Here is a 22,436-nt window from a genome sequence, read left to right on the forward strand (position 1 = left end):
TGATTTACAGCAGATCGTCCAGATCCATGGTTTCGACCGCCTCCTTCTCGTCGTCCCAGAAGGTACCCAGTTGCCCCATGGGCGTCCGGTGCCCGGTGTTTTCCATCCACAGCCGATCGGAGATCGCCACAATCATGTCCGTGGCCATCGCATCGACAAAGACCCACTCCTCGTTCGCTGGTGTTTCCTCGATGGCCTGAGCGTGGCTACGGATCACATCGCGAAGGCGTTCTTCGTCACCTTTGTTCTGGGCCGCGATGGCGTGGAACACGTGGCTGATCCTGACACCGGCTTCCTCGCCCTGCGCGTCGGCAATTTCCAGCCGCTCAAAAGGATCCTCGCCCTCTGGCAGTGCGCCAGGAATCATTGCCCAGACCGTCGCACGCAGTGCCATGGGAGCCCCCCACCATTTGTCGTTTTCCAGACAACGGGTCGCGCGAGAAACCGTGGAGCCGATGTTCTTGGGGACGCCAATGGACGAGGTGGACTGAATTTCAGCGTTCAGGGCCTGCAAGCCCGACAACAAGCCCGCCATGTAGATGAACTCGCCCAGGTCGTCATCGAAATCAGGGCACTCACCTGCATCGGGTTTGCCATAGAAGGCGTTATGGTGCTTCCAGCCCCGGTGATAGCGTTTGGCGGCCAGGGAAAGCGCGCGCTTCTGGCGAATCATGGCGTCTTCCGCTTCTTCCGCGTCCATCGCACGCAGGGCGGCCAGACCATCCAGTTCGTGTTCCCGTGCCTGCTCCTCTGCACACCCGCCAGCCGAGAGGTACAGCATCACCGCCAGTTGGTCAGGTTCACTGGTAACCCGGCCAAAAGACATCAGCAGGGGCGCGGTGGCCTCACTCATGGCGCACCCCATGGCGAGGTCGTCACTTTCCAGTAGATAGGGCACGGTGTGATTGCGGGAAAAGCCCTGCATCACGTCGCCGGTGGTTTTATAGATCATGTTGTTGACGACACCACAACCACTCAAAACCACACTGGCAAGCACAGCGGCCATTGCACTACGGAAACGTGTATTGCCCCGATGAGCCTGACTGACAGGTTTCTGAATACTCGTCATAACGTTGTACCTTCTACTCTTCTGCGTTTTTGTTGTTCGGAGCGTTGGTTCAGAACCGGAGTGTCACCAGGCCAGGGCCGCACTCACAATCTGTTACGGTTTGTAACCGAATCGGCATTATCGCCGACAACTCCCTGTTTTTATGAGACACATCCCGCAAATGGAAACGGCGCTTCAAATGCATTTCAATTGCCGGTTTGCACATTGGCCCGCAAACCGCTATAGCTTTGATCAGCCGACGGCGTCGCATCCGTCGGCCAGTGACCAAAAACGACAAAAAGGAGTACCTGATGCGCAAACCTGAACTTGCCGCCGCCGTTGCGGATAAAACCGGACTGTCCCGGGACAAAGCCAGCGAAGTCATTACCGCTGTTACTGACCAGATCTCCGCCGCCGCGGCCCGTGGCGAAGACACCACTCTGATTGGCTTCGGCACCTTCAACATCCGCAGCCGTGAGGCTCGGGATGGCCGTAACCCTCAAACGGGTGCAACCATCAAGATACCCGCCAGCAAAACTGTCGGCTTCAAGGCAGGTAAGGCACTGAAAGACTCCATCCGTTAAAGCGATAACCGGGGCCCGCCCGGGCCCCTTTCATTGTCGGCTCAGGAGGCGCACTCGGAACGGGCACCGTCCACCCGGCAGCGGATCGCCTTCATCAGACTGATCGCACGCTCGTCGTAGACACCATCTTCGAGCAACGACAACCGCACCTTGCGCAGCATCTTGTCGTATTCGGCAACGTCTTCCTGTGGCGGATGCATCCAGATGTCGTCGGGGATACCGGCTTCGGCTTCGGCAATGATTTCATAGGCCTCGTCAATACGCTTGATGGCCTGGTCACGCACCATCTGGCCGGCGTCGTCCGGGAAGCGGTCGCGGTGGATGATCACCTGGAAGTTCATATAGGCCAGGGCGTACTTGAATACGCCACCGTTCGGGTTCACGCCCTTGTAGAGTTCCAGGGGCGAATAAGCAACCGCCGGAGCGTAGGCCAGGTCAACACTGCCGTTGTTGAATTTGCCAGCAAAGTTGGCGGAGTTGGAGCCCACTACAGATGCCCCTACGTGGCGCACCATGCGCACGGACGCGGTATCGAAATCCAGCGTGGCAATGCGCTTGCCCTGCAGCTTTTCCACGGAATCAATGGCCCGATCCCGGGTGTGAAGATACACCGCGCCACCGGGAAATACGCCAGCCACTTCGTAGTCACCGTCAATCAGGAACGGGCGTGCCTTTTCCTGGCTGAGGGTGTTGTACAGCAGCCGCATTTCCTCCTCACCGGGCACAGCGCCCATGGCTTCCAGGGTGCCGGTAAACTTGTTGAATTCGCGGGCACGGGTACCGGTGAGCAAAACCGCATCGCACTGCCCGGCCTTGAAATCCTCGGCCGCGACTTTCTCGTCGGTATAAGCACGCAGGTCCAGCTTGATACCTTCCTTAAGGGCTACCGGCTGGAAGGTTTTGGTAATGGCAAACAGGGGACCGTTGGCACCGACCGGATCAAACACACAGAAGCTTCGCTCCATGATGTCTGATTCCGCCTGGACGAACGGCGACAACGCAAGAGTGGCACACAGGGCTGCCACCGCAGTGGCCTTTCGCGGGAGGTTGACTGATTTCACGGGGATGACTCCTGAATTATTATTGTTGGGCGACGGCACATCCACATGTGTACAGGTCACCGCATTCCTTCGCCGAGACTATGCCGGCGATGGTAAGAATACGTTGGCACAGGTGCCTGTCTTCAAGGGCTCTGGGGCAAAAAGGTAAGGAACTGTGACGGGCTCGACAGAGGTTACGCAACCTCTGCCACACTTTGCCAATATGAAGCGGGGAGCTACAGGTCAGATTGAGGCCACGCCTGCCGCCCATCGCACAGAGTCAGGCGAACAACGCCCGGGAGGGCCTTTCCTGGCAGCGGCACATGACGCCCAACAGAGCTGAGGCTGCTGTCGTTGGGAACCCAGGTGGCATCGGGGTCAAACACACACAGGTCTGCAACCGCACCCTGCCGGAGCTCGGCAGAACGGCCAATCACTTCAGCCGGGCCACCAGTCAGCGAGCGGATCAGGCTAGCCATGTCCAGCTCGCCACGTTCGACCAGCAACAACCCCATGGACAGCGTGCTTTCGATGGTGGACAGGCCCGGTTCCGTCGCCGCCAAAGGCGCCTGTTTGGCAGCGGAATCGTGGGGCTGGTGCTGGCTGGTGATGGCGTCGATCACGCCATCCCGCACACCGCCGAGCAACGCCTGGCGGTCTTTTTCAGAGCGCAGTGGCGGTCGCACGTGATAGCGGCTGTCGAATCCTGACAGGGCGTCCTCGGTGAACATCAACTGGTGCATGGCCACATCGGCGGTCACTGCAATGCCACGCTTGCGGGCATCGGCCAGCATTTCCACGCTGCGGGCACAGGAAAGCTGGCCAAGGTGCAGTCGAACCCCGGTTTCCTCCGCCAGCAACAGCATTTCCATGATCGCGGCGGTTTCCGCCACCTCCGGGATACCCAGCAGGCCCAACCGCGAAGCCACCAGGCCGTCGTGGGCGTAGCCGTCCGCTGCCAGCGCCTGGTTCTCGGGGCTGAACATCACCGTCAGGCCAAATGTCCGGGCATAGGCCATACAACGGCGCAACACTCTGGCATTTTTCACCGGGCGGGCTCCATTGCCCAGTGCGATACAGCCAGCACCGGCCAGGCCGGCCATGTCACTGAGCAGTTCGCCTTCCAGGCCACGGGTTATTGCGCCAACCGGCAATACCCGCACCGAAGAGCGCTTCGCGGCCACGTCCAGGATCAGGTTGGTCACCGCGCCGGAGTCATTGACCGGCGAGGTGTCCGGTGAGGCACACAGGGTTGTGAAGCCGCCATGAGCGGCGGCGAGGCTTTCCGAGGCAATATTGCCTTTCTGGCCGTTGCCCGGCTCACGCAGGTTGCAGCACAGATCCACAAATCCGGGTGTCAGGAGGCAGCCTGTGGCGTTGAAATCGTGGTCGGCGGGTTCCTTTTCGGCCGCTTCACCCAGGGCGGCGATTCGCCCGTCACGGACCAGAACGGTGGTTTCAGCGTTGGTGTCGGCCAGGCGGCCACCGATAATCTTAAGGCTGCTCATCCCTGGGCCCTCCCCGCCAGTTTGCGACTGCGCTCGGCCATCTGACCTCCCATGGCCATGGACATCACCGCCATACGAATGGCGATACCGTTAGTGACCTGATTGAGGATCACGGATTGTGGCCCGTCGGCGACTGCGGACTCGATTTCCACACCCCGGTTGATCGGCCCCGGGTGCATGACGATGCATTCAGGATGGGCCAGCGCCAACTTCTCCTGATTCAGGCCGTAGAGCCGGTAAAACTCGCGTTCGCTGGGCAGCAGTGCACCCTCCATGCGCTCTTTCTGAAGGCGCAGCATGATCACCACGTCCAGATCCTTCATACCCCGGGTCATGTCATATTCCACAGTGCACCCCAGGCTCTCAACGTCCCTTGGTAGCAGGGTGGCGGGCGCAATAACGCGCACTTCAGCGGCGCCCAGTTCATTCAGGGCACGAATCTGGGAACGGGCCACCCTCGAGTGCAGCACATCACCGACAATCGCCACTTTCAGGCCTTCAAATCCGCCCTTGTGCTGGCGAATGGTGAGCATGTCCAGCATGGCCTGGGTTGGGTGGGCGTGGCGGCCGTCGCCGGCATTAATGATGGCAACTCCAGGGGTAACGCTCTCGGCGATAAAATGGGGGGCACCACTCTGGGAGTGGCGCACCACGAACATATCGCTGGCCATGGCTTCCAGGTTCAGCAGTGTGTCCGACAAGGATTCGCCCTTGGACGTTGCGGAAGTGTTGATGTCCAGATTGAGCACGTCGGCGGACAGCCGTTTGGCGGCCAGTTCGAAGGTGCTGCGGGTGCGGGTACTGGATTCGAAGAACAGGTTGACCACGGTGCGACCCCGCAGCAGTGGCACCTTCTTGATGCTGCGCTCCCCCACTTCGATAAACGAATCCGCGGTATCCAGGATTTCCGTCAGCAGCGCGCGGTTCAGACCGTCGAGGGTCAGGAAATGGCGTAACTGGCCGTCCGCGGTCAGCTGCAGGGAGGTTTGTGAGGGATCGGTTGCCGTCATGGGTCGCCTGTTGATGTTATGCGTTCGCTGATTAGTGGCCTGTTTCCTGGAGTTCTATGTGCAGTGGGTCCGGCCCGCGCAGTTTGACACGCTGATGCGACTGCAGGGCAAGCACCCGTCCGGTTACATCTGGCTGAACGGGCAGCTCCCGAGCGCCCAGATCCACCAACGTGGCGAGGATGATACTCGCCGGCCGGCCATAATCGAAGATTTCATTCATGGCCGCGCGAATGGTACGGCCGCTCATGATCACGTCATCGATCAGGATAATGTCTCGGTCTTCGGTGCTGAACGGCAGGCTGGAGGGCTTCACTTTCGGGTTCAGCCCTATGCGGCTGAAGTCGTCACGGTAGAAGGAAATATCCAGTTCCCCCCAGGGTTCCTGGAGACCCAGGCGTTTACTCATGACATCCGCCAGCCAGACACCACCGGTACGAATGCCAATGAGCGCCGGGGAGGCTACGCCCCGCTCTTCCAGTTTCTTGCGCAGGCCAGCTTCCAGGTCATCCAGCAGCCGGTCGATTTCAAGCAATGCAGTCATTTAAATCCCCATAGTCAGCAGCCCGGGCCCGGTCAGGACGAACGAGACTCCTGCTGGTGAAACCAGGTTTCCAGAATCAGAACGGCGGCGCGGTCATCGACGCCATCGCGACCGAAATCACGGCTGCCACCGGACGCCATTACATCGCCCTTGGCCTCAAAACTGGTGAGACGTTCGTCCACCATCTCAACCTCGACGTGAAAGCGACCATGCAGGCGTTTGCCAAATTTCCGCGCCCGTGCACACATGTCATTTTCAGTGTCATCCATGTTCAGGGGCAGGCCGACCAGCACCCGGTCCGGCTGCCATTCTTTCAACAGCCGACCAATCTGTTCCCAGTCGGGAATCCCATCACGGGCCGGCAGCATGGTCAGAGGCTTGCCAGTCCCCAGAATTTCCTGACCACTGGCCACACCGATCCGGCGGGTACCGAAATCAAACGCCATTACACGCCGGTTGCCAGCCTCAGGCATGGCCCACAAACTCACTGAGCTGGTTGAGATCAATGCCAATAAGCTTGAGCACGGCCTGATACCGGTCTTCCCAGGGTGTCCTGAACAGGATATCGGCGGTGGCGGGGCAGGTCAGCCAGGCGTTGCTGGAGAGCTCTTCTTCCAGCTGTCCCTCACTCCAGCCGGCATAGCCCAGGCACACCAGGTAACTCGTCGGCCCCCTGCCTGCACCAATGTCAGACAGCACGTCACGGGAGGTGGTCAGCAAGACGTCGTCAGCCACCTGCGCAGTGTTCTGCCAGCCTGCGTCCGGGGAATGCAGCACAAACCCGCGCTCGGGCTGAACCGGGCCGCCTCCGTATACTGGCACGTCGAGCTCGCCACCCTCCATGTCCAGCTGCTCCAGAATTTCCCCCAGGTGGATGTCCAGAGGGTGGTTCACCGTCAGCCCCAGGGCGCCTTCATCCGAATGCTCGCACAGATAGATCACTGCACCGTGGAAACGTGGATCCTGCAAATAAGGAGACGCCACCAGAAACTGGTGCCGCAGACTGTGTGGAGAGTGTTTTGATGCTGTCATCCCGATGTCAGCCCCCGCCGTTCGAATACCCAGGTGCGGATAATTTCCAGTTCATCGACATTCTCTCGCATCTCATCCGGGAAAGGCGCGAAAGGTGCTGCCATTCTCACGATGCGTATTGCCGCATCATCAAGCACACTACTGCCGGATGATTCGAGTATAGCCAGTTCCTTTATTGTGCCATCCTCCCTCATGGAAACCAGCATCCGCAGAGTGCCATAGATTCCGGCTCGCCTGGCCTCGGTAGGATAGTTGATATTGCCGACACGGGTTACCTTGCTGACCCAGTTCTGAACGTACCAGGCGTTGGTCGATTTCAACGTCGAGGCCGCGGTTACCCGCATGACCCGGGGTTTCTTGGCGTAGGCCCTGCGCTGCTGATCAAACCGCGCCTCCAGACTGGCAATTTCCAGGCTGCGCTCCATCAGGCTTTTCTTTTCCTTCACCGGTAGCGGCTCTTCCGATGTTGGTTCCGCTGCCGAGGGCTTTGATACCTGGCGTTCATTCTGAGCCTGTGTCTGCACCACCGGCTGTTCCTGTTCTTGCCTGGGCTCAACGCGAGACGGAGGTTCCGGCTGAACCTCAGCGACCTCCGGCTGGCTGACGTCGGAAGGCTGCGGCGTGGTCATTTCCACCGGCTCATCCTCGGTACCACTGCCTTTCTGGCTGGTCTGAGCCAGGAAATCAGCCTCCTCCGGATCGGTTTCGTCGTCAAACTGGGAAAGTGTGATTTCCATGGTCTGAGCCGAGGAGCGCGGAGACTCGGGCGCAAAGGTAATACCCAGCACCACGATGGCGTGGAGCGCCAGCGCCATGAAGAGCGTGAACGAAAACCGATCAAAATCGCTGACCTGTACTGCCATTCCTGCTATTTACCCTCGGTTAGACCTGGCTGGAGGTCATTATTTCAGACGGCGCTCGATGGCATCCAGCAACTCGCTGGAAATATCGATGTCGTAGGCGGCATCCAGTTCCCGAATACAGGTGGGACTGGTGACATTGATTTCAGTGAGGTAGTCACCGATGACGTCGATGCCGACAAAAATGAGCCCTTTTTCCTTGAGCACTGGCGCCACGCGGTCACAGATCTCCCGATCGCGTACCGTGAGTTCACGACCCTCTCCTCGCCCGCCAGCGGCCAGGTTTCCACGATTTTCACCCTGCGAGGGGATACGCGCAAGCGCGTAGGGAATCGGCTCGCCGTCGATCAGCAGGATGCGTTTATCGCCCTGCTTGATCTCGGGTATGTATTTCTGCGCCATGGCCTGGTGGGCGCCATAGTTGGTCAGGGTTTCAATAATCACCCCAAGGTTGTCGTCGTTTTCCTTGACCCGGAAGATGGAGCGCCCACCCATACCGTCCACCGGTTTCATGATGACATCACCATGCTCAGCGTAGAATTCCTTGAGTCGCTCAGCCGAGCGGGTAACGATCAACGGCGGCGTGCAGTCCTCAAACTGGGCGGCGAACAGCTTTTCGTTACAATCCCGCAGCGTGGAAGCCGGATTGACCACCAGGGCGCCCTGCTGCTCGGCAATTTCTAGAATGAACGTGGCCATCAGGAACTCCCGGTCCACCGGTGGGTCCTGACGCATCAGGATGACGTCAAGATCACCAAGCGCCCGGTCCTGGGCGCCACCGAAACCGAACCAGTCTTGTGGGTCCAGGTGTACGGTCAGGTCACGGGTTCGCGCCCTCGCCTGTCCGCCCTTGAGGTACAGGTCCGGTAGCTCCATGTACTCGATTTCCCAGCCCCGCTTCTGCGCCGCCAGCAACATGGCCAGAGAGCTGTCTTTCTTGAAATGGATCTTTTCGATGGGGTCCATCACGATGCCGAGTCGGACTGTCATATTGCCTCGCCAGGTAAAAGGTTGAAAACACGAACCGGTCTGCAGAGCGATCCTGGGAATAAGTGCTATGCTGTGGACACAGATGGTATTGTACCCGAGCCGCGAATGCATCCGGAGAAATCCCGTATCAATTACGTGACTTTCCGGGCAGAAGTACATTTGGTCACAAAGTTATACTTTTTATCCGGCCGCCAATACTCTATAAATGAGCGGGATTTATAGAACATCGTTAATGTTTGTGTTAAAAACCCCGGTTGAAAATAACGACAGTCGCTGAGCGCAAGGCAGTTGGACAATGGATGACAACTTCGAGAATCTGAAGATTATGGTGATCGACGACAGCAAGACCATTCGTCGCACCGCCGAAACCCTTCTTAAGAAAGTCGGTTGCGAAGTCATTACCGCAACGGATGGCTTTGACGCTCTGGCGAAAATCGCCGATTCCCAACCCAATATCATTTTCGTCGATATCATGATGCCCCGGTTGGACGGCTACCAGACCTGCGCACTGATCAAGAACAACTCCTCTTTCAAAAAGACGCCGGTCATCATGCTCTCCAGTAAAGACGGACTGTTCGACAAGGCCAAAGGCCGGATTGTCGGTTCAGACCAGTATCTGACCAAACCGTTCAGCAAGGACGAGCTTCTAAACACGATTCGCCAGTATGTTCCCCAGGCGGAACAATAAAACTGCTGCAGCAAAGAACTATTGAGGACACCATGGCCCGCATTCTGATTGTTGATGATTCCCCGACCGAGGTTAAGAAAATCTCGACCATTCTGGAAAAGCACAAGCACGAAGTGCTGACCGCTGACAACGGCGCCGACGGCGTTGCCAAGGCACGCGCTGAAACACCAGATCTGGTCCTGATGGACGTCGTCATGCCCGGCCTGAACGGCTTCCAGGCAACTCGTCAATTGACCCGCGCCCCGGAAACCGCTTCCATTCCGGTGGTGATTGTCACCACCAAGGATCAGGAAACAGACCGCGTATGGGGAACACGCCAGGGTGCAAAGGGTTACCTCGTCAAACCTGTCGTTGAAGACGACCTGATCAAAACAATCAATAGCCTGATTGCCTGATCCCCAACCGTGGAGTAAGCATGTCCGCCCAGGCCGCCCCTTTTGCCGTTCTGACGGATATCGCCCGACGCAGCCGTGCCATGGCTGCCGGTCTGCCGGAACAACAGGAAGCCGTTGAACTCTGGAACGGAATCGGATTTGTTCTGGCGGGTGAGCGTTACGTAGCGCCCATGGGTGAAGTCACTGAAATTCTCCATGTCCCCCGCTATACCCACATACCGGGGGTTCATCCGTTTATGATGGGCGCTGCCAACGTGCGTGGCCGCCTCCTGCCACTGGTCGACCTTGCCGGCTTTTTTGAAGTTCCCCGTTCTTCTCGCAGCACCCGCGAACGCAGGGTGCTGGTTGTCGAACAGGGGGACGTATTCAGTGGCCTGGTGGTCGACAGCGTCTCAGGCATGCAGTATTTCGCAGTGGACAGCTTCGTGGCATCGCCACAGGATGTGCCTGCAAGCGTTCAGCCGTTTGTGAATGGCGGCTACGAGCGTAACGAGGAAGTCTGGAAAGTGTTTTCCGCCGCCGAGCTTCTCGGTGACGAACGCTTCCTGGATGTAGCGCAATGGTAAGGGTGGTGACATTGGCAGGAACATCTTCCCGCCTGCCCAACGCCCGCAGAAACAAACTTGCCACTATTACGAAGAGGCCGGGAGCCAGAAAATGAAAAATAGAGCCGGAAGACTCAGTATGGGACAGGGAGGCAACAAACTGGTTGCCGGCCTGATTGCCGCGCTGATCGCATTGACCGTCCTGCTCGTTGCGGTGCTGTTCATTATCAATCGGGACAGCCAGAACGATCAGGAATACATCGCTCACTCAGCCGAACTGAGGGTGCTGTCTCAGGAAATCGCGAAAAACGCGACGGAAGCCGCCGGTGGTACCGCGTCAGCTTTCGACGCACTGCGACGTTCCCGTGACGAGTTCGAACGGTTGTGGGGCTATGTAGTTGACGGTAATCCGGAAACCGGCCTGCCCCCAAGCGAGGTTGCACAGGACAGCAACGTGCAGGCGACCTGGGAATCGGTTCGTGACAACGCCGACAGCATCCTGTCCACCCAGGACGCGGTACTCGGCCTCCACGAAGTGGCACGGACCCTGAACGAAACCATTCCGCAGTTGCAGGTTGAATACGACGACATCGTTCAGATCCTGCTGGATAACAACGCACCCGCTGAACAGATCGCACTGGCACAGCGCCAGTCCCTGCTGGCGGAACGGATTGTGCGCTCGGTTAACAACGTACTTTCCGGTGACGAAGACGCGGTTATCGCCGCTGACCGGTTTGGCCGCGACGCCAGCCTGTTTGGCCGGGTTCTAGACGGCCAGGTCAATGGCAACCCGGCCATGGGCATCTCCCAGGTAAACGATGAAGATGCCATCTACGGCCTGGAAGCCGTTGGCGAACTGTTTGAATTCGTTTCCCAGAACGTAGACGCCATCCTTGAAGCCTCTCCCGACCTCTTCAAGGTGCGTACTGCGGCCAGCGACATCTTCCAGAACTCACAGGTTCTGCTGGACGAACTGTCGGTTCTGTCCGAGAAATTCACCGGCCAGGCCGGATCCCGTTTCGTCAGCCCCACGCTGGCATTCATCATCCTGGCCGCGATGGTCGGTATCGTTGTGATGATCGGTGTGGTGCTCTACCGCGAAGCCCAGGAGCGTCTGGCAACGACCCAGGAACAGAACGAGCAGAACCAGAACGCGATCCTGCGACTGCTGGACGAACTGGCTGACCTGGCGGACGGTGACTTGACCACGGAGGCCACGGTTACCGAGGACTTTACCGGCGCCATCGCCGACTCCATCAACTACGCGATCGACCAGATGCGTGGACTGGTACAGGCGATCCGTGGTACTGCGGTACGGGTAGCGTCAGCCGCCCAGGAAACCCAGGCCACAGCAATGCACCTGGCGGATGCTTCCGAGCACCAGGCCCAGGAAATTGCCGGCGCCTCTGCCGCTGTGAACGAGATGGCCGTGTCCATCGACCAGGTATCTTCCAACGCGGCTGAATCCTCCGCGGTTGCGGAACGGTCGGTTGCGATCGCGAAGAAAGGCGCGGAAGTGGTACAGAACACCATCCGCGGCATGGACAACATCCGTGAGCAGATCCAGGAAACCTCCAAACGGATCAAGCGTCTGGGTGAATCTTCCCAGGAAATCGGTGACATCGTATCCCTGATCAACGACATCGCCGACCAAACCAACATCCTGTCCCTGAACGCCGCGATCCAGGCCTCCATGGCCGGTGACGCAGGCCGGGGCTTCGCGGTGGTTGCGGACGAAGTTCAGCGACTGGCGGAACGTTCCTCTGCAGCAACCAAGCAGATTGAGGCACTGGTTAAGACGATCCAGTCAGACACCAACGAAGCCGTTATCTCCATGGAACACACCACCGCCGAGGTGGTCCGTGGTGCACGTCTGGCACAGGACGCGGGTATTGCGCTCGAGGAAATCGAGAACGTATCCATGTCCCTGGCGGAATTGATCCAGAACATTTCCAACGCCGCCCGTCAGCAGTCGTCCTCTGCGGCGCACATTTCCAACACCATGAACGTCATCCAGGAAATCACCTCGCAGACGTCCTCCGGTACCAACGCGACCGCGAAGTCTATCGGTAACCTGGCAGAAATGGCGTCTGAACTGCGGTCCTCTGTTGCGGGCTTCACACTGCCCGAAGAAGAGTCGGCCGATCAGGAAGAAGAGGAAGACAGCGACGTACCGGTGGTGAGCTGACAACCGCTCCGAGGCTGCTGACAGTTTATGGCTGAAACACGCAACCATCTGTCACCTGCCGAAGGCATCTGGTCACTGCGCCGACTTCCCGATATGGACGAGGCGCAGTTCAACCAGTGGCAGACGCTGCTTGAACATCGTACCGGCATTACCCTGTCTTCCGGGCGCAAATCGTTTCTCGAGACCAACCTCGGGATTCGCATGCGGGAGATTGGTTGCAGTAGTTATCAGGCCTATTACGAGAAGATCGTATCCGGCCCGGACGCTGTCGTTGAATGGTCCACCCTGGTGGATCGTCTGACGGTTCAGGAAACCCGGTTCTTCCGGGATCCGGATGCCTTCCGGCTGGTGTCTGACTATGTGCTTACCCGGCCCCGGGAGACGCTGAAACGGCGCCCTCTGGAGGCCTGGAGTGTGGGATGTTCCACCGGCGAGGAACCCTACACGCTGGCCATGCTGCTGAATGAGAGTATGGAGGGGTTGTCGCTACAACCATTGTTTGGCGTTACCGGCTCCGATATCAGTAAACCGGCCATCGACAAGGCCCAGTCCGGCCTGTTCAGTGCCCGCAAGCTGATGGGAATGGATGACGCCATGAAAGCCCGGTATTTCCGGCCGGCGGAACGGAACAACGTCGAGATTATAGAAAGCATCCGGGAGCGGGTGTGTTTCACCAGACTGAATGTGCTGGATCTGAAACACGCTCCGATGCATGGAATGAACATTATCTTCTGCCAGAACCTGCTGATTTATTTCCGGCGCTGGCGCCGGCGGGAAATCGTGAAAAGGCTTGCAGAGCGGCTGGCGCCCGGGGGGTTGCTGGTCCTGGGCCAGGGAGAGTTGACCGACTGGCAGCCCCCTGGCTTACAGAGGGTACCCTCGGAACATGTGCTGGCGTGGATCAAACGCCAGACTGACGAAGAATAACCGGAGTGGTTATGGGCAATCACCATGACAGCATCGCCCTGGACTGGGTTCGGGGCGAAATACAGGACACGTTGACCCAGGGTCAGCACGCACTGGAAGCGTATGTCGAGAATCGTGACGACACCGCGCGCCTGCGCTTCTGCCTGAACTATCTCCACCAGGTTCACGGTACCCTGCAGATGGTCGAGCTTTACGGCGCGGCCCTGCTGACCGAGGAAATGGAGAAACTGACCCAGGCGGTCCTGAACGAAACCGTCGCCAGTGTGGACGATGCCGTCGATGTGCTGATGCAGGCCATCCTGCAACTGCCCCAGTATCTGGAGCACCTGGCCAGTAGCAAAGACGATTTCCCGATGGTGCTACTACCATTGCTGAACGATCTCCGTGCTGCACGGGGTGAGTCCCTGCTGTCCGATACATCGCTGTTCAAGCCAGACCTGTCGCCCTCACGGGCAACGGCTGCCGCCAATGTGTCCCAGCGCCTTCAGGATCCGAAGGTACTTGGACATATCCGCAAATTGCGCCAGATGTATCAGTTCGCCCTCGCTGGCGTGATTCGCGAGGCCGACCTGGACGCCCATTTCGATTACATGCAGAAGGTGATCCAGCGGCTGATCCGCCTGTGCCAGAAAACGCCCCGGGGCGAACTCTGGAAAGCAGCCGGAGCATTCGTGGAAACGCTCCAGCAGCATGCGAACCCGGTCAATACAGCCGTGAAGTCCCTGTTGCGCGAGCTGGACGCCGAAATTCGCCGTCTTACAGACGAGCACATTGATATCCTGCAGCAGGCGGTTCCAGAAGCTCTCCTGAAACATCTGCTCTACTACGTTGCTCGTGCTCGCGATCTCGATACACCACTCGTGAGGGAACTGCGCGACAGCTACCGGCTCGATCACGCACTGCCTTCCGACGATGATGTGGACGCCGCCAAGAACCGGGTTTCGGGCCCAGGGCGTGACGCCATCCACTCGGTGGTCAGCGCCCTCAACGAAGAATTGGCCAAACTCAAAGACCAGCTCGATCTGTTTGTGCGCTCCGAGCTACGCCAGAACGATGAACTGGAAGAACTGCTTCCGGGCCTGCGCCAGGTCGCCAATACCCTGGCGGTGCTAGGCCTGGGCATACCCCGCAAGGTCATTACCGAACAGATCGAACTGGTGGAGAAGCTGGCCAACCAGTCTGACTCGGTGGATGACGGCACCCTGATGGATATTGCCGGCGCTCTGCTCTACGTCGAAGCCAGTCTGGCTGGCCTGGACAGTGACCGACAGTCGGAATCGGATGCCACCGGCGACGACACCCAAACCATCAACCTTGGCTCCCGCGAACTGGGTGAAGCCAGCAGCGCTTTGCTGCGGGAGTCCCGCAATACGCTGGAGCAGGTAAAAACGGCCATCGTCAATTTCATCGCTTCCCAATGGGAAACCGGTGAAATCGAACACGTCCCCGGCCTCCTGCACAGCATCCGTGGTGGCCTGAGCCTGATTCCCCTTGACCGCGTGGCCGACATGCTCGCCTCCGCCGAACGTTACATCACCGACGTACTGCTGGGGGGCAAGCAGGTTCCCGACTGGAAACAGCTCGACACGCTGGCCGACGCTATTACCAGTATTGAGTACTATCTGGAGCGGCTCGCCGAGGGCATCAGCGACAATGAGAGCGTACTCGGGGTTGCCGAGGCCAGCCTAAACTCCCTGGGCTTCCCGGTTGGCGAGGAGCCTACCTGGCAGCATCCAACAGCTGACGACGTGCCGGTTATTGATTCGGAAGTACCCGTCGAATCGGTAGAAGCCGAATCCAAGAGCTCCGATAAAGAACTGCTGGATGATGAGATCCTCGGCATTTTCATTGAGGAAGCCGAAGAAGTCCTGGAAACCATCAATGAATTCTATCCTCGCCTGCGCCAAAACCACGACGATCGCGACGCACTGACTGAAGTCCGCCGCGCGTTCCACACCCTCAAGGGCAGTGGCCGGCTCGTGGGCGCAACCAGCATCGGTGAACTGGCATGGTCCGTGGAAAACCTGCTCAACCGGGTGATCGACCAGACGCTACGACCCACCGATGACATGTTCAGCCTGATTGATGACGTCAACAGTCGAATTCCTGCGCTGATCAACGACTTCCGTGACGGACAGGCCGATGGCGAGGTTGGAGAGCTGATTGAACGCGCTGAAGCTCTGTCTACCACGCGAAAAACTGACATCGACACCGCATCGGAAGACGGCAGTTCAGCGGATGATGAGCTACCCACAATCGACAGTGGCAACGACGGCGAAGCTGTCAGTACCGGGCAACCGTCCGCAGCTGAAGTTGAGTTTGACGATGACCTTATCGACGATGAAATTCTCGAGATCTTTATCGAGGAAGCCGGTGAGGTACTGGATACCGTTCGCGAATACCTGCCCATGTTGCTACGTCAGCACGACGACCGCACGGCGCTCTCGGAAGTCCGGCGCGCTTTCCATACCCTCAAGGGAAGTGGTCGGATGGTGGGTGCGCTGGTTGTCGGCGAACTGGCCTGGTCTGTTGAGAACATGCTGAACCGCGTGATTGACGGCAGCATTTTCATGAACGACGACATTGCGGCGCTGCTGGAAGACGTTACCGCGGCCCTGCCGGAATTGGTTGACGATTTCGAGAAACGCCAGCCCCCTTCCCGCGACACATCGAGCATGGAAGCACGCGCCAACGCCCTGGCAAACGGCGAAATTCCCGATGCCAGCACCATGCCTCCGTCTGAGCCACAGTCAGGAGCGACGAACGGAGAAGCCGAGCCAGATTTGACAGCAGCGGAAGAGGAAGACGACACCGTCGTCGACCCAGTGCTGCTGGACATTTTCGAAAGTGAAACCGAAACCCACTTGCAAACCCTGCGGGATTTCCTCGATGCCGCAGGCGACAAAGCGAGCGTTGCTTATACCGATGACCTGTCTCGCGCGCTTCATACCCTCAAAGGCAGCGCACACACCGCCGGTATCGCACCTATTGCCGCGGTGATCACGCCCCTGGAACGCTTCGTCAAGGAAGCCCGGGCACAAAACAAACGGGCCGATCGCGACGTTATAAGCCTGATTGGCGATACCTGTCATTTCCTGACCCAGGGCCTTGGCCAAATTCGGGAGAATCCCCAGGCGGACCTGCCGGGCACCGAAACCTTCCTGGCAAAACTGGAGCAGGTCAGCAATGCCACCCTGCGTGGCGATGGCTCCCGAACCGATGAACCGCAAGAAAGCGCACGACCGCAACTGGTTCAGCTGTTCCTGAACGAAGGTCTGGATATCCTGCTGGATGCCGACCGGATTCTTGATGAGTGGTCGGAACATCCCGAAGCAACCTCCGCCCTGGACACCCTGCGCAAGGAGCTGCACCTGCTCACTGAGGGCGCACAGGACGCCGGATTGGCCGATGTTGCTGAGCTGTCAGGTGCTCTGAGACAGGTTTACGAGCGTGCCTCAAACCCCGATTTTGTTCCCGATTCGCCTTTCTACTACAGTGTGCGTGCAGGCCATGAACACCTGATCAACATGATGGATCAGGTCGCGGCCGGACTGGCCACCGAGGCCAACGCCGATCTGATTGCCGAGCTGGACACCCTCGCTCCCGCGACGCCCGCAGACAATGAGCCGGATGCGTTTGAGCAGGAGTTCACCGGGGATCTGGAAGAGATCGATCGCAGCCTGGAAGCCGAGGCGGAAGATGCCCCGGAACCCGATGGCGAGCAGCCACCGTTGGCGGACACCGATGAAGACATGGACCAGGAACTCGCGGAGATCTTCCTTGAGGAAGCCCGAGACCTGATCGACAGCACCGCCGATGCCTTGCAGAGCTGGAGCGACAACACCGAAAACCTGGATCTTTTACGCCTTCTACAACGGGACCTGCATACCCTCAAGGGCGGCGCTCGCCTGGCGGATATCCAACCGGTGGGCGATCTTTCCCATGAGCTGGAGAACCTGTTTGAAGGACTGACCGAGCAACGGCTTGCCGTTACCGGTGAGCTTTCCGACCTGCTGTTCCGCTGCCATGATCGACTGGCAGGTATGGTCGATGCCCTTGAGCAACAGGAGCCACCGCGCCCGGCGCCGGACCTGATCAGTGAAATCCACGCCTACATGGACAGCGCCACGGGCTCCAGGCCAGTGACCGATGTCAGAAAGCAGGACGCTGAACCGGAAGACGATGACGAGATTCCGCTGGCCGAATTGGAAGAGGATGATACCGAAGAGCCAGAAACCACGGTGGAGGAACCTGAAGAGGAACACGCCACCGATCTGTCTCATCTGGATCCGGAACTGATCGGCATCTTCCTGGAAGAAGCCTACGACCTGATCAACTCCACAGGCAGCGCGTTACATACCTGGAGTGAAGACCCCAACAATCGCGATGTGGCGGCAGAGCTGCAACGCGATGTGCACACGCTCAAAGGCGGTGCCCGGATGGCGGGCGTCGATGCCATTGGCGACCTGACCCACGTACTTGAAGATTTGTTCGAAAAAGTCGCCGAAGGCCAACTGAACGCCAGCAGCGACATGAACGATCTGTTGTTTGCCTGCCACGACCGATTGGCGCAAATGGTTGAACAGGTTGCCACCCAGAAACCCTGCCCGCCGGCAACAGAACTGGTGGCCAAGGTTGAAGCCATCCTCTCTGGCAAGCCAATACCATCCGCGGAACCTGAAGACCCAGCGGAAGAACCGGAACCCGTCGACGAGGCACCCACAGCCGACGAACAACCGGCATCCGTCACAGAGGCTATTGCAAAGGCCTCCGACGATGACCTGGTTGGCATCTTCCTCGACGAAGGCCTGGAGATTCACGAAGCCATTGGCGAATGCCTGGCCCAGTGGCGCGACGAGCCTGAAGAACTGGCTGGCGTTACCCAGTTGCAGCAGGAGCTGCATACCCTCAAGGGTGGCGCTCGTCTGTCCGATGTCGACCCGATTGCCGATCTGGCCGAGGCCTGGTCTGATGCCCTGGACCCTCTGATCGCCGGTTCCAGCAATCAGTCAATCCTGTTGGAACTCAGTGAAAAAGCGCATGGCACACTGAAAACCATGCTCACCAGCCTGGAAGAGGGCAACAAGCCCGCTGCGGACATGGTGTTGGTTGAAGCACTGAACGACGCCCACAAAGTCTCCGGTGACGAGCTGTCCGAGCCCGCCACTCAGGCTGAACCCTCTGCAGACGGTGAAACCGTCGATGCCGAAGTCCTGGAGATTTTCCTGGAAGAGGCCGGCGAGATCCTCGACCAGTTGGAGCAGTTACTGGATGACTGGCGTAAGGACCCGGCTAACCACCACTTTAACCAGGAAGCCCAGCGCGCCCTCCATACCCTTAAAGGTGGTGCGCGGCTGTCGCAGCTTGTCGAGCTTGGCGACCAGGCCCACGCGCTGGAAACGCGGCTGATCGACCTGGGCGGTAATACCCCGGGCGACGAGGCCTGGCAGGCCATCACCAATGACCACGACGCAATTGTGGCGCTGGTGGGAGATATCCGTAAGCGGTTTGAAGACACAGGCGCTGTTCCAGAGCCCGCCAAACCGGACGCAAAAACAGAGAAATTGCCGAAAACCCAGGAGCCGGCGGCGGAAGCGCCTGCCAAACCGGAAAAACCGGTCGTACCCGCGCCCAAACCCAACAAGGTTCCGTCCAAGACGCCCGCGAAAGCGGCTGCCGCCCAGCGTGCGCCCCAGGAAACCATCCGGGTCTCCGCGCCGCTGTTGGACGAATTGGTTAACCTGGCCGGTGAAACCAGTATTACCCGTGGTCGACTGGAACAACAAACCAGCGATTTCAGCCACAACCTGGACGAAATGGCCGCCACCATCGAGCGTCTGCGCGAGCAGCTGCGCCGGATGGAAATCGAAACCGAAACCCAGATCCTGTTCCGCGCAGAGAAAGAGCACGGCCCGGATTACGGCGACGACTTCGACCCGCTTGAGATGGACCGCTATTCCGCCATCCAGCAGCTGTCACGGGCCCTGACGGAGTCATCGTCGGACCTTGCGGATCTGAGGGAAACCCTGTCCGACCGGGTTAGGGACACCGAGACCCTGCTGGTACAACAATCGCGGATCAACACGGAACTCCAGGAAGGTCTGATGAAGACCCGGATGATTCCGTTTGCCTCCATGGTGCCCAGGCTGCGCCGGATTGTCCGTCAGATCAGCGGCGAGCTCAGCAAGAAAGTTGAGTTCGATGTCCGCAACCCGGAAGGGGAAATGGACCGCAACATCCTCGAGCGCATGATCGCACCGCTGGAGCACATGCTGCGTAACGCGCTGGACCACGGCATCGAAAAGCCGGCCGACCGTAAGACGGCCGGCAAGCCGGAGACCGGCGAAGTGACGCTGTCGCTGACCCGGGAAGGTGGCGATGTGGTATTGCGGATGATCGACGATGGTGCGGGCATCCCCGCCCAGGTCATTCGCGACAAGGCCATTCGCCAGGGCATGATGGCCAAGGACGAGGACCTGAGCGAACGAGAAATCCTGCAGTTCATCCTGCAACCCGGTTTCTCCACCGCCCAGGCCGTTACCCAGATTTCCGGCCGCGGCGTAGGCATGGATGTGGTTGCCAGCGAGATCAAGCAGCTAGGTGGCAGCCTGGACATCGACTCCACCGTTGGCAAGGGCACCGTCTTTACCGTTCGATTGCCCTTCACCGTATCGGTCAACCGGGCATTGATGGTGTCTACCGGCGAGGACTTCTACGCCATTCCGTTGAACACCATTGAGGGCATCGTTCGGGTCAGTACCTACGAGCTTGAGGAATACTACAAGCCTGACGCACCGATGTACGAATACGCAGGACAGCAGTACCGCCTGCAGTATCTCGGCAGCCTGCTGAACAGTGATCACCATCCCAAGCTGCAGGGTCAGGCCCTGCCGTTACCGGTTATCCTGGTGCGGGGTGCCGAACAGCCCATGGCCCTGCAGGTGGACAGCCTGATGGGTAGTCGCGAAATCGTGGTTAAATCGCTCGGACCGCAGTTCAGTACGGTCAGGGGTGTGTCCGGTGCCACCATTCTGGGTGATGGTAACGTGGTGGTGATTCTCGATCTGCCGGCCATGATCCGTTCCGATATTCTCTCCGAGCGCCAGCGCCTGGCGAACCTTGAGAATGCGAAGGAAGCCTCCCGCCGTGAGGAGCAGTCCACCGTGGTGATGGTGGTGGATGACTCGGTAACAGTGCGCAAGGTAACGTCCCGCCTGCTGGAGCGTAATGGCATGGAAGTGATCACGGCCAAAGACGGCCTGGATGCGGTCGCACAGTTACAGGATCACAAGCCGGATATTATCCTGCTGGATATCGAGATGCCCCGAATGGACGGCTTCGAGGTTGCGAGCTTTGTGCGCCACGATGACAACCTGCGGGACACGCCGATCTGCATGATTACCTCCCGAACCGGTGAGAAACACCGCGAGCGAGCCCTGGCCATTGGCGTCAATGAATACCTCGGCAAGCCTTTCCAGGAAACCGAGCTGCTTGACACCATCACGCGGCTGACCAGGAATCAGTGATGACCGGCCAGCCAGGACGGCCAGCGGTCGGTATCGTCTCGGATATCGTCCTGCAGCGTCATCGCCTGCAGGAAGCCTCGTCCAGGTTCGGCCTGGACGTTTGCTTTTCCGGAGACCCGGATCGCCTGCAGGGCTACCCTGAATTCCCGGAAGCCAGCCTGTGGTTGATTACCCTGGAAGACGAAGCCGATCACCCAGTGCTGTTTGACCACCTGTTGGAGAACACCGAAGCCCCCGTACTGTTTGGTCTCGACCCGGCCCCAAAACCGGGCACCACGGAGTACTTCCGCTGGGAACGCCGGTTGCTGGACAAGCTGGAGCAGTCCCTCGGGCACCTGGAAAAGCTGGATTCCGCGGCCGCTATTGAAGAGCTGGCCACCGAACAACCGCAATCGGAAACCTCTCCCAAACTGCCTCACTGGATCCAGCCGGCCTCAGCGGACCTGCCGGCGGAAGAGGTCTGGATTCTGGGGGCGTCACTGGGCGGCCCGGCCGCGGTGAAAACCTTTCTGGACAGCCTGCCGCCCGGATTACCAGTGGGTTTTATCTATGCCCAACACATCGACAACAATTTCACCGACGTGCTGACTCGCGTGCTGGGCCGTCACGCCCACTACCAGCTCAAACGGGCTGAAACCGGGTATCGTGTTCACAATGGCGATGTTGTGCTGATGCCGGTGGAGCGAGAGTGGACTCTGGACGACAGCGGTGCACTCAGGGAAAGGGAAACACCCTGGCCCGGCCCCTATGGCCCCTCCATTGACCAGGTACTGCTGAACATCGGCGACCATTACGGTGCCCGATGCCATGCCATCATCTTTTCCGGTATGGGCAACGATGGTGCCATTGCCGCACCACTGCTGAAAGCCTATGGTAGCCGCATATGGGTCCAGGAGAGCGGCAGCTGCGGTAACAGTTCCATGCCGGATTCCGTGGCAGCAACCGGGTGTTCCGTATACTGTGGTACACCGGAACAGCTCGCCCGCGAACTCGTCAAAACGATTGAAGAATCCTGCCTGCTCAAGGGCCGGCAAAAACGGGATTCCGCCTGAGGAAATGAGTGATGAACGATAACAGCCAAACCCTGCCCTGCGTCATGATACCGATGAGCGAGAAGCAATTGCTGCTGCCTAACGTGTCGATTGCGGAAGTGGTGGACTTCGCCAGCTCCGACCCCGCTGCGCATTCACCGGAGTGGCTGGTGGGCGAGCTTGATTGGCGGGGCCTGAACCTGCCGGTGATCTCCTACGATGCCGCGAATGGCGGCAAACTGACCGTGCCCGGTGGCAATCGTGGCCGAATCGTCATACTGAACACCATCGGTGATCACCATAACTCGGTCCCCTTTATGGCGCTGGTCACCCAAGGCATCCCCAGCCAGACACGTCTGACCGAAGATCAGTTGAAGAAGGTTGACGGCGACACCGGCCCTGCCGACCTGATGGCGGTTGAAGTCGAAGGCGAAACCGCCTTTATTCCCGACCTCGGCTACCTTGAGTCATTGGCACTGGAGGCCTCCCGCTAGCGCTCACCGGTGATCAGCACACCATCACA

Annotated in this window: 18 protein-coding genes; 9 read left to right on the top strand and 9 right to left on the bottom strand. The window is 59.0% G+C overall.

What is annotated here, in order from left to right; all coding sequences use genetic code 11:
- Positions 1–4: 4 nt before the first annotated feature.
- Positions 5–1,069 carry a hypothetical protein gene (locus JJO78_RS00315; RefSeq protein ID WP_075194702.1) on the bottom strand — a complete coding sequence of 355 codons (1,065 nt, stop codon included), beginning with the start codon at positions 1,067–1,069 and terminating at the stop codon, positions 5–7.
- Positions 1,070–1,359: 290 nt separating this feature from the next.
- Here JJO78_RS00315 and JJO78_RS00320 point away from each other — a divergent pair, with 290 nt between their 5' ends.
- The gene (locus tag JJO78_RS00320) at positions 1,360–1,632 is read left to right on the top strand and encodes an HU family DNA-binding protein (RefSeq protein WP_036211361.1); all 273 of its coding nucleotides are present in this window, start codon (positions 1,360–1,362) and stop codon (positions 1,630–1,632) included.
- Between the two features lie 41 nt (positions 1,633–1,673).
- On the opposite strand, the gene JJO78_RS00325 is transcribed toward JJO78_RS00320, so the two are convergent.
- The 8 genes from JJO78_RS00325 to gshB all read right to left on the bottom strand — a co-directional run bounded on the left by JJO78_RS00325 (position 1,674) and on the right by gshB (position 8,613).
- Entirely contained in the window at positions 1,674–2,597 is a 924-nt protein-coding gene (locus JJO78_RS00325) for a putative solute-binding protein (protein ID WP_226910031.1), read from the bottom strand.
- Between the two features lie 311 nt (positions 2,598–2,908).
- A complete protein-coding gene (locus JJO78_RS00330) occupies positions 2,909–4,180 on the bottom strand; it encodes a dihydroorotase (protein ID WP_273622640.1) in 1,272 nt (423 codons plus the stop codon).
- The gene (locus tag JJO78_RS00335) at positions 4,177–5,190 is read right to left on the bottom strand and encodes an aspartate carbamoyltransferase catalytic subunit (RefSeq protein WP_036211371.1); all 1,014 of its coding nucleotides are present in this window, start codon (positions 5,188–5,190) and stop codon (positions 4,177–4,179) included. The genes JJO78_RS00330 and JJO78_RS00335 overlap by 4 nt, the downstream gene beginning before the upstream one ends.
- A gap of 31 nt (positions 5,191–5,221) precedes the next feature.
- On the bottom strand, positions 5,222–5,731 hold the full coding sequence (pyrR, locus tag JJO78_RS00340; protein ID WP_213479735.1) for a bifunctional pyr operon transcriptional regulator/uracil phosphoribosyltransferase PyrR: 510 nt from the start codon (positions 5,729–5,731) through the stop codon (positions 5,222–5,224).
- Positions 5,732–5,763: 32 nt separating this feature from the next.
- Positions 5,764–6,204 (bottom strand): Holliday junction resolvase RuvX, encoded by a 441-nt coding sequence (ruvX, locus tag JJO78_RS00345; protein WP_273622641.1) that lies wholly within the window; start codon positions 6,202–6,204, stop codon positions 5,764–5,766.
- Positions 6,197–6,763, bottom strand: a complete 567-nt coding sequence (locus JJO78_RS00350; RefSeq protein WP_273622642.1) for a YqgE/AlgH family protein — start codon at positions 6,761–6,763, stop codon at positions 6,197–6,199. Before JJO78_RS00350 ends, ruvX begins: the two co-directional genes overlap by 8 nt.
- Positions 6,760–7,626, bottom strand: coding sequence for an energy transducer TonB (locus JJO78_RS00355; RefSeq protein WP_273622643.1), 867 nt, complete (start codon positions 7,624–7,626; stop codon positions 6,760–6,762). Before JJO78_RS00355 ends, JJO78_RS00350 begins: the two co-directional genes overlap by 4 nt.
- A gap of 39 nt (positions 7,627–7,665) precedes the next feature.
- Positions 7,666–8,613 (bottom strand): glutathione synthase, encoded by a 948-nt coding sequence (gene gshB, locus JJO78_RS00360; protein ID WP_273622644.1) that lies wholly within the window; start codon positions 8,611–8,613, stop codon positions 7,666–7,668.
- Between the two features lie 295 nt (positions 8,614–8,908).
- Here gshB and pilG point away from each other — a divergent pair, with 295 nt between their 5' ends.
- The 8 genes from pilG (at position 8,909) to JJO78_RS00400 (ending at position 22,407) form a co-directional block, all read left to right on the top strand.
- Positions 8,909–9,301, top strand: a complete 393-nt coding sequence (pilG, locus tag JJO78_RS00365; RefSeq protein ID WP_007154228.1) for a twitching motility response regulator PilG — start codon at positions 8,909–8,911, stop codon at positions 9,299–9,301.
- 32 nt (positions 9,302–9,333) lie between these two features.
- Entirely contained in the window at positions 9,334–9,696 is a 363-nt protein-coding gene (gene pilH, locus JJO78_RS00370; RefSeq protein WP_007154227.1) for a twitching motility response regulator PilH, read from the top strand.
- Between the two features lie 20 nt (positions 9,697–9,716).
- On the top strand, positions 9,717–10,262 hold the full coding sequence (locus JJO78_RS00375; RefSeq protein WP_007154226.1) for a chemotaxis protein CheW: 546 nt from the start codon (positions 9,717–9,719) through the stop codon (positions 10,260–10,262).
- 91 nt (positions 10,263–10,353) lie between these two features.
- Positions 10,354–12,429: a methyl-accepting chemotaxis protein gene (locus JJO78_RS00380; RefSeq protein ID WP_036211383.1), complete on the top strand. Its 2,076-nt coding sequence runs from the start codon at positions 10,354–10,356 to the stop codon at positions 12,427–12,429.
- Between the two features lie 27 nt (positions 12,430–12,456).
- Positions 12,457–13,356, top strand: coding sequence for a CheR family methyltransferase (locus JJO78_RS00385; RefSeq protein WP_036211386.1), 900 nt, complete (start codon positions 12,457–12,459; stop codon positions 13,354–13,356).
- Between the two features lie 11 nt (positions 13,357–13,367).
- Positions 13,368–20,882: an Hpt domain-containing protein gene (locus tag JJO78_RS00390; protein WP_273622645.1), complete on the top strand. Its 7,515-nt coding sequence runs from the start codon at positions 13,368–13,370 to the stop codon at positions 20,880–20,882.
- A complete protein-coding gene (locus JJO78_RS00395; protein WP_036211392.1) occupies positions 20,882–21,934 on the top strand; it encodes a chemotaxis protein CheB in 1,053 nt (350 codons plus the stop codon). The genes JJO78_RS00390 and JJO78_RS00395 overlap by 1 nt, the downstream gene beginning before the upstream one ends.
- 11 nt (positions 21,935–21,945) lie before the next feature.
- On the top strand, positions 21,946–22,407 hold the full coding sequence (locus JJO78_RS00400) for a chemotaxis protein CheW (RefSeq protein WP_036211395.1): 462 nt from the start codon (positions 21,946–21,948) through the stop codon (positions 22,405–22,407).
- Positions 22,408–22,436 lie beyond the last annotated feature (29 nt).

This window comes from Marinobacter sp. DS40M6, assembly GCF_028581595.1.
In the GTDB taxonomy this organism is placed as follows: domain Bacteria; phylum Pseudomonadota; class Gammaproteobacteria; order Pseudomonadales; family Oleiphilaceae; genus Marinobacter; species Marinobacter salarius.

What these genes read in the sequence shown, in the direction of transcription:
- JJO78_RS00355 (WP_273622643.1), bottom strand. Translation starts at nt 7,626, where the DNA reads ATGGCAGTACAGGTCAGCGATTTTGATCGGTTTTCGTTCACGCTCTTC.
- pilH (WP_007154227.1), top strand. Translation starts at nt 9,334, where the DNA reads ATGGCCCGCATTCTGATTGTTGATGATTCCCCGACCGAGGTTAAGAAA.
- JJO78_RS00325 (WP_226910031.1), bottom strand. Translation starts at nt 2,597, where the DNA reads ATGGAGCGAAGCTTCTGTGTGTTTGATCCGGTCGGTGCCAACGGTCCC.
- JJO78_RS00400 (WP_036211395.1), top strand. Translation starts at nt 21,946, where the DNA reads ATGAACGATAACAGCCAAACCCTGCCCTGCGTCATGATACCGATGAGC.
- JJO78_RS00320 (WP_036211361.1), top strand. Translation starts at nt 1,360, where the DNA reads ATGCGCAAACCTGAACTTGCCGCCGCCGTTGCGGATAAAACCGGACTG.
- JJO78_RS00390 (WP_273622645.1), top strand. Translation starts at nt 13,368, where the DNA reads ATGGGCAATCACCATGACAGCATCGCCCTGGACTGGGTTCGGGGCGAA.
- JJO78_RS00335 (WP_036211371.1), bottom strand. Translation starts at nt 5,190, where the DNA reads ATGACGGCAACCGATCCCTCACAAACCTCCCTGCAGCTGACCGCGGAC.
- JJO78_RS00350 (WP_273622642.1), bottom strand. Translation starts at nt 6,763, where the DNA reads ATGACAGCATCAAAACACTCTCCACACAGTCTGCGGCACCAGTTTCTG.
- JJO78_RS00315 (WP_075194702.1), bottom strand. Translation starts at nt 1,069, where the DNA reads ATGACGAGTATTCAGAAACCTGTCAGTCAGGCTCATCGGGGCAATACA.
- JJO78_RS00380 (WP_036211383.1), top strand. Translation starts at nt 10,354, where the DNA reads ATGAAAAATAGAGCCGGAAGACTCAGTATGGGACAGGGAGGCAACAAA.
- JJO78_RS00395 (WP_036211392.1), top strand. Translation starts at nt 20,882, where the DNA reads ATGACCGGCCAGCCAGGACGGCCAGCGGTCGGTATCGTCTCGGATATC.
- JJO78_RS00375 (WP_007154226.1), top strand. Translation starts at nt 9,717, where the DNA reads ATGTCCGCCCAGGCCGCCCCTTTTGCCGTTCTGACGGATATCGCCCGA.
- JJO78_RS00330 (WP_273622640.1), bottom strand. Translation starts at nt 4,180, where the DNA reads ATGAGCAGCCTTAAGATTATCGGTGGCCGCCTGGCCGACACCAACGCT.
- pilG (WP_007154228.1), top strand. Translation starts at nt 8,909, where the DNA reads ATGGATGACAACTTCGAGAATCTGAAGATTATGGTGATCGACGACAGC.
- gshB (WP_273622644.1), bottom strand. Translation starts at nt 8,613, where the DNA reads ATGACAGTCCGACTCGGCATCGTGATGGACCCCATCGAAAAGATCCAT.
- ruvX (WP_273622641.1), bottom strand. Translation starts at nt 6,204, where the DNA reads ATGCCTGAGGCTGGCAACCGGCGTGTAATGGCGTTTGATTTCGGTACC.
- pyrR (WP_213479735.1), bottom strand. Translation starts at nt 5,731, where the DNA reads ATGACTGCATTGCTTGAAATCGACCGGCTGCTGGATGACCTGGAAGCT.
- JJO78_RS00385 (WP_036211386.1), top strand. Translation starts at nt 12,457, where the DNA reads ATGGCTGAAACACGCAACCATCTGTCACCTGCCGAAGGCATCTGGTCA.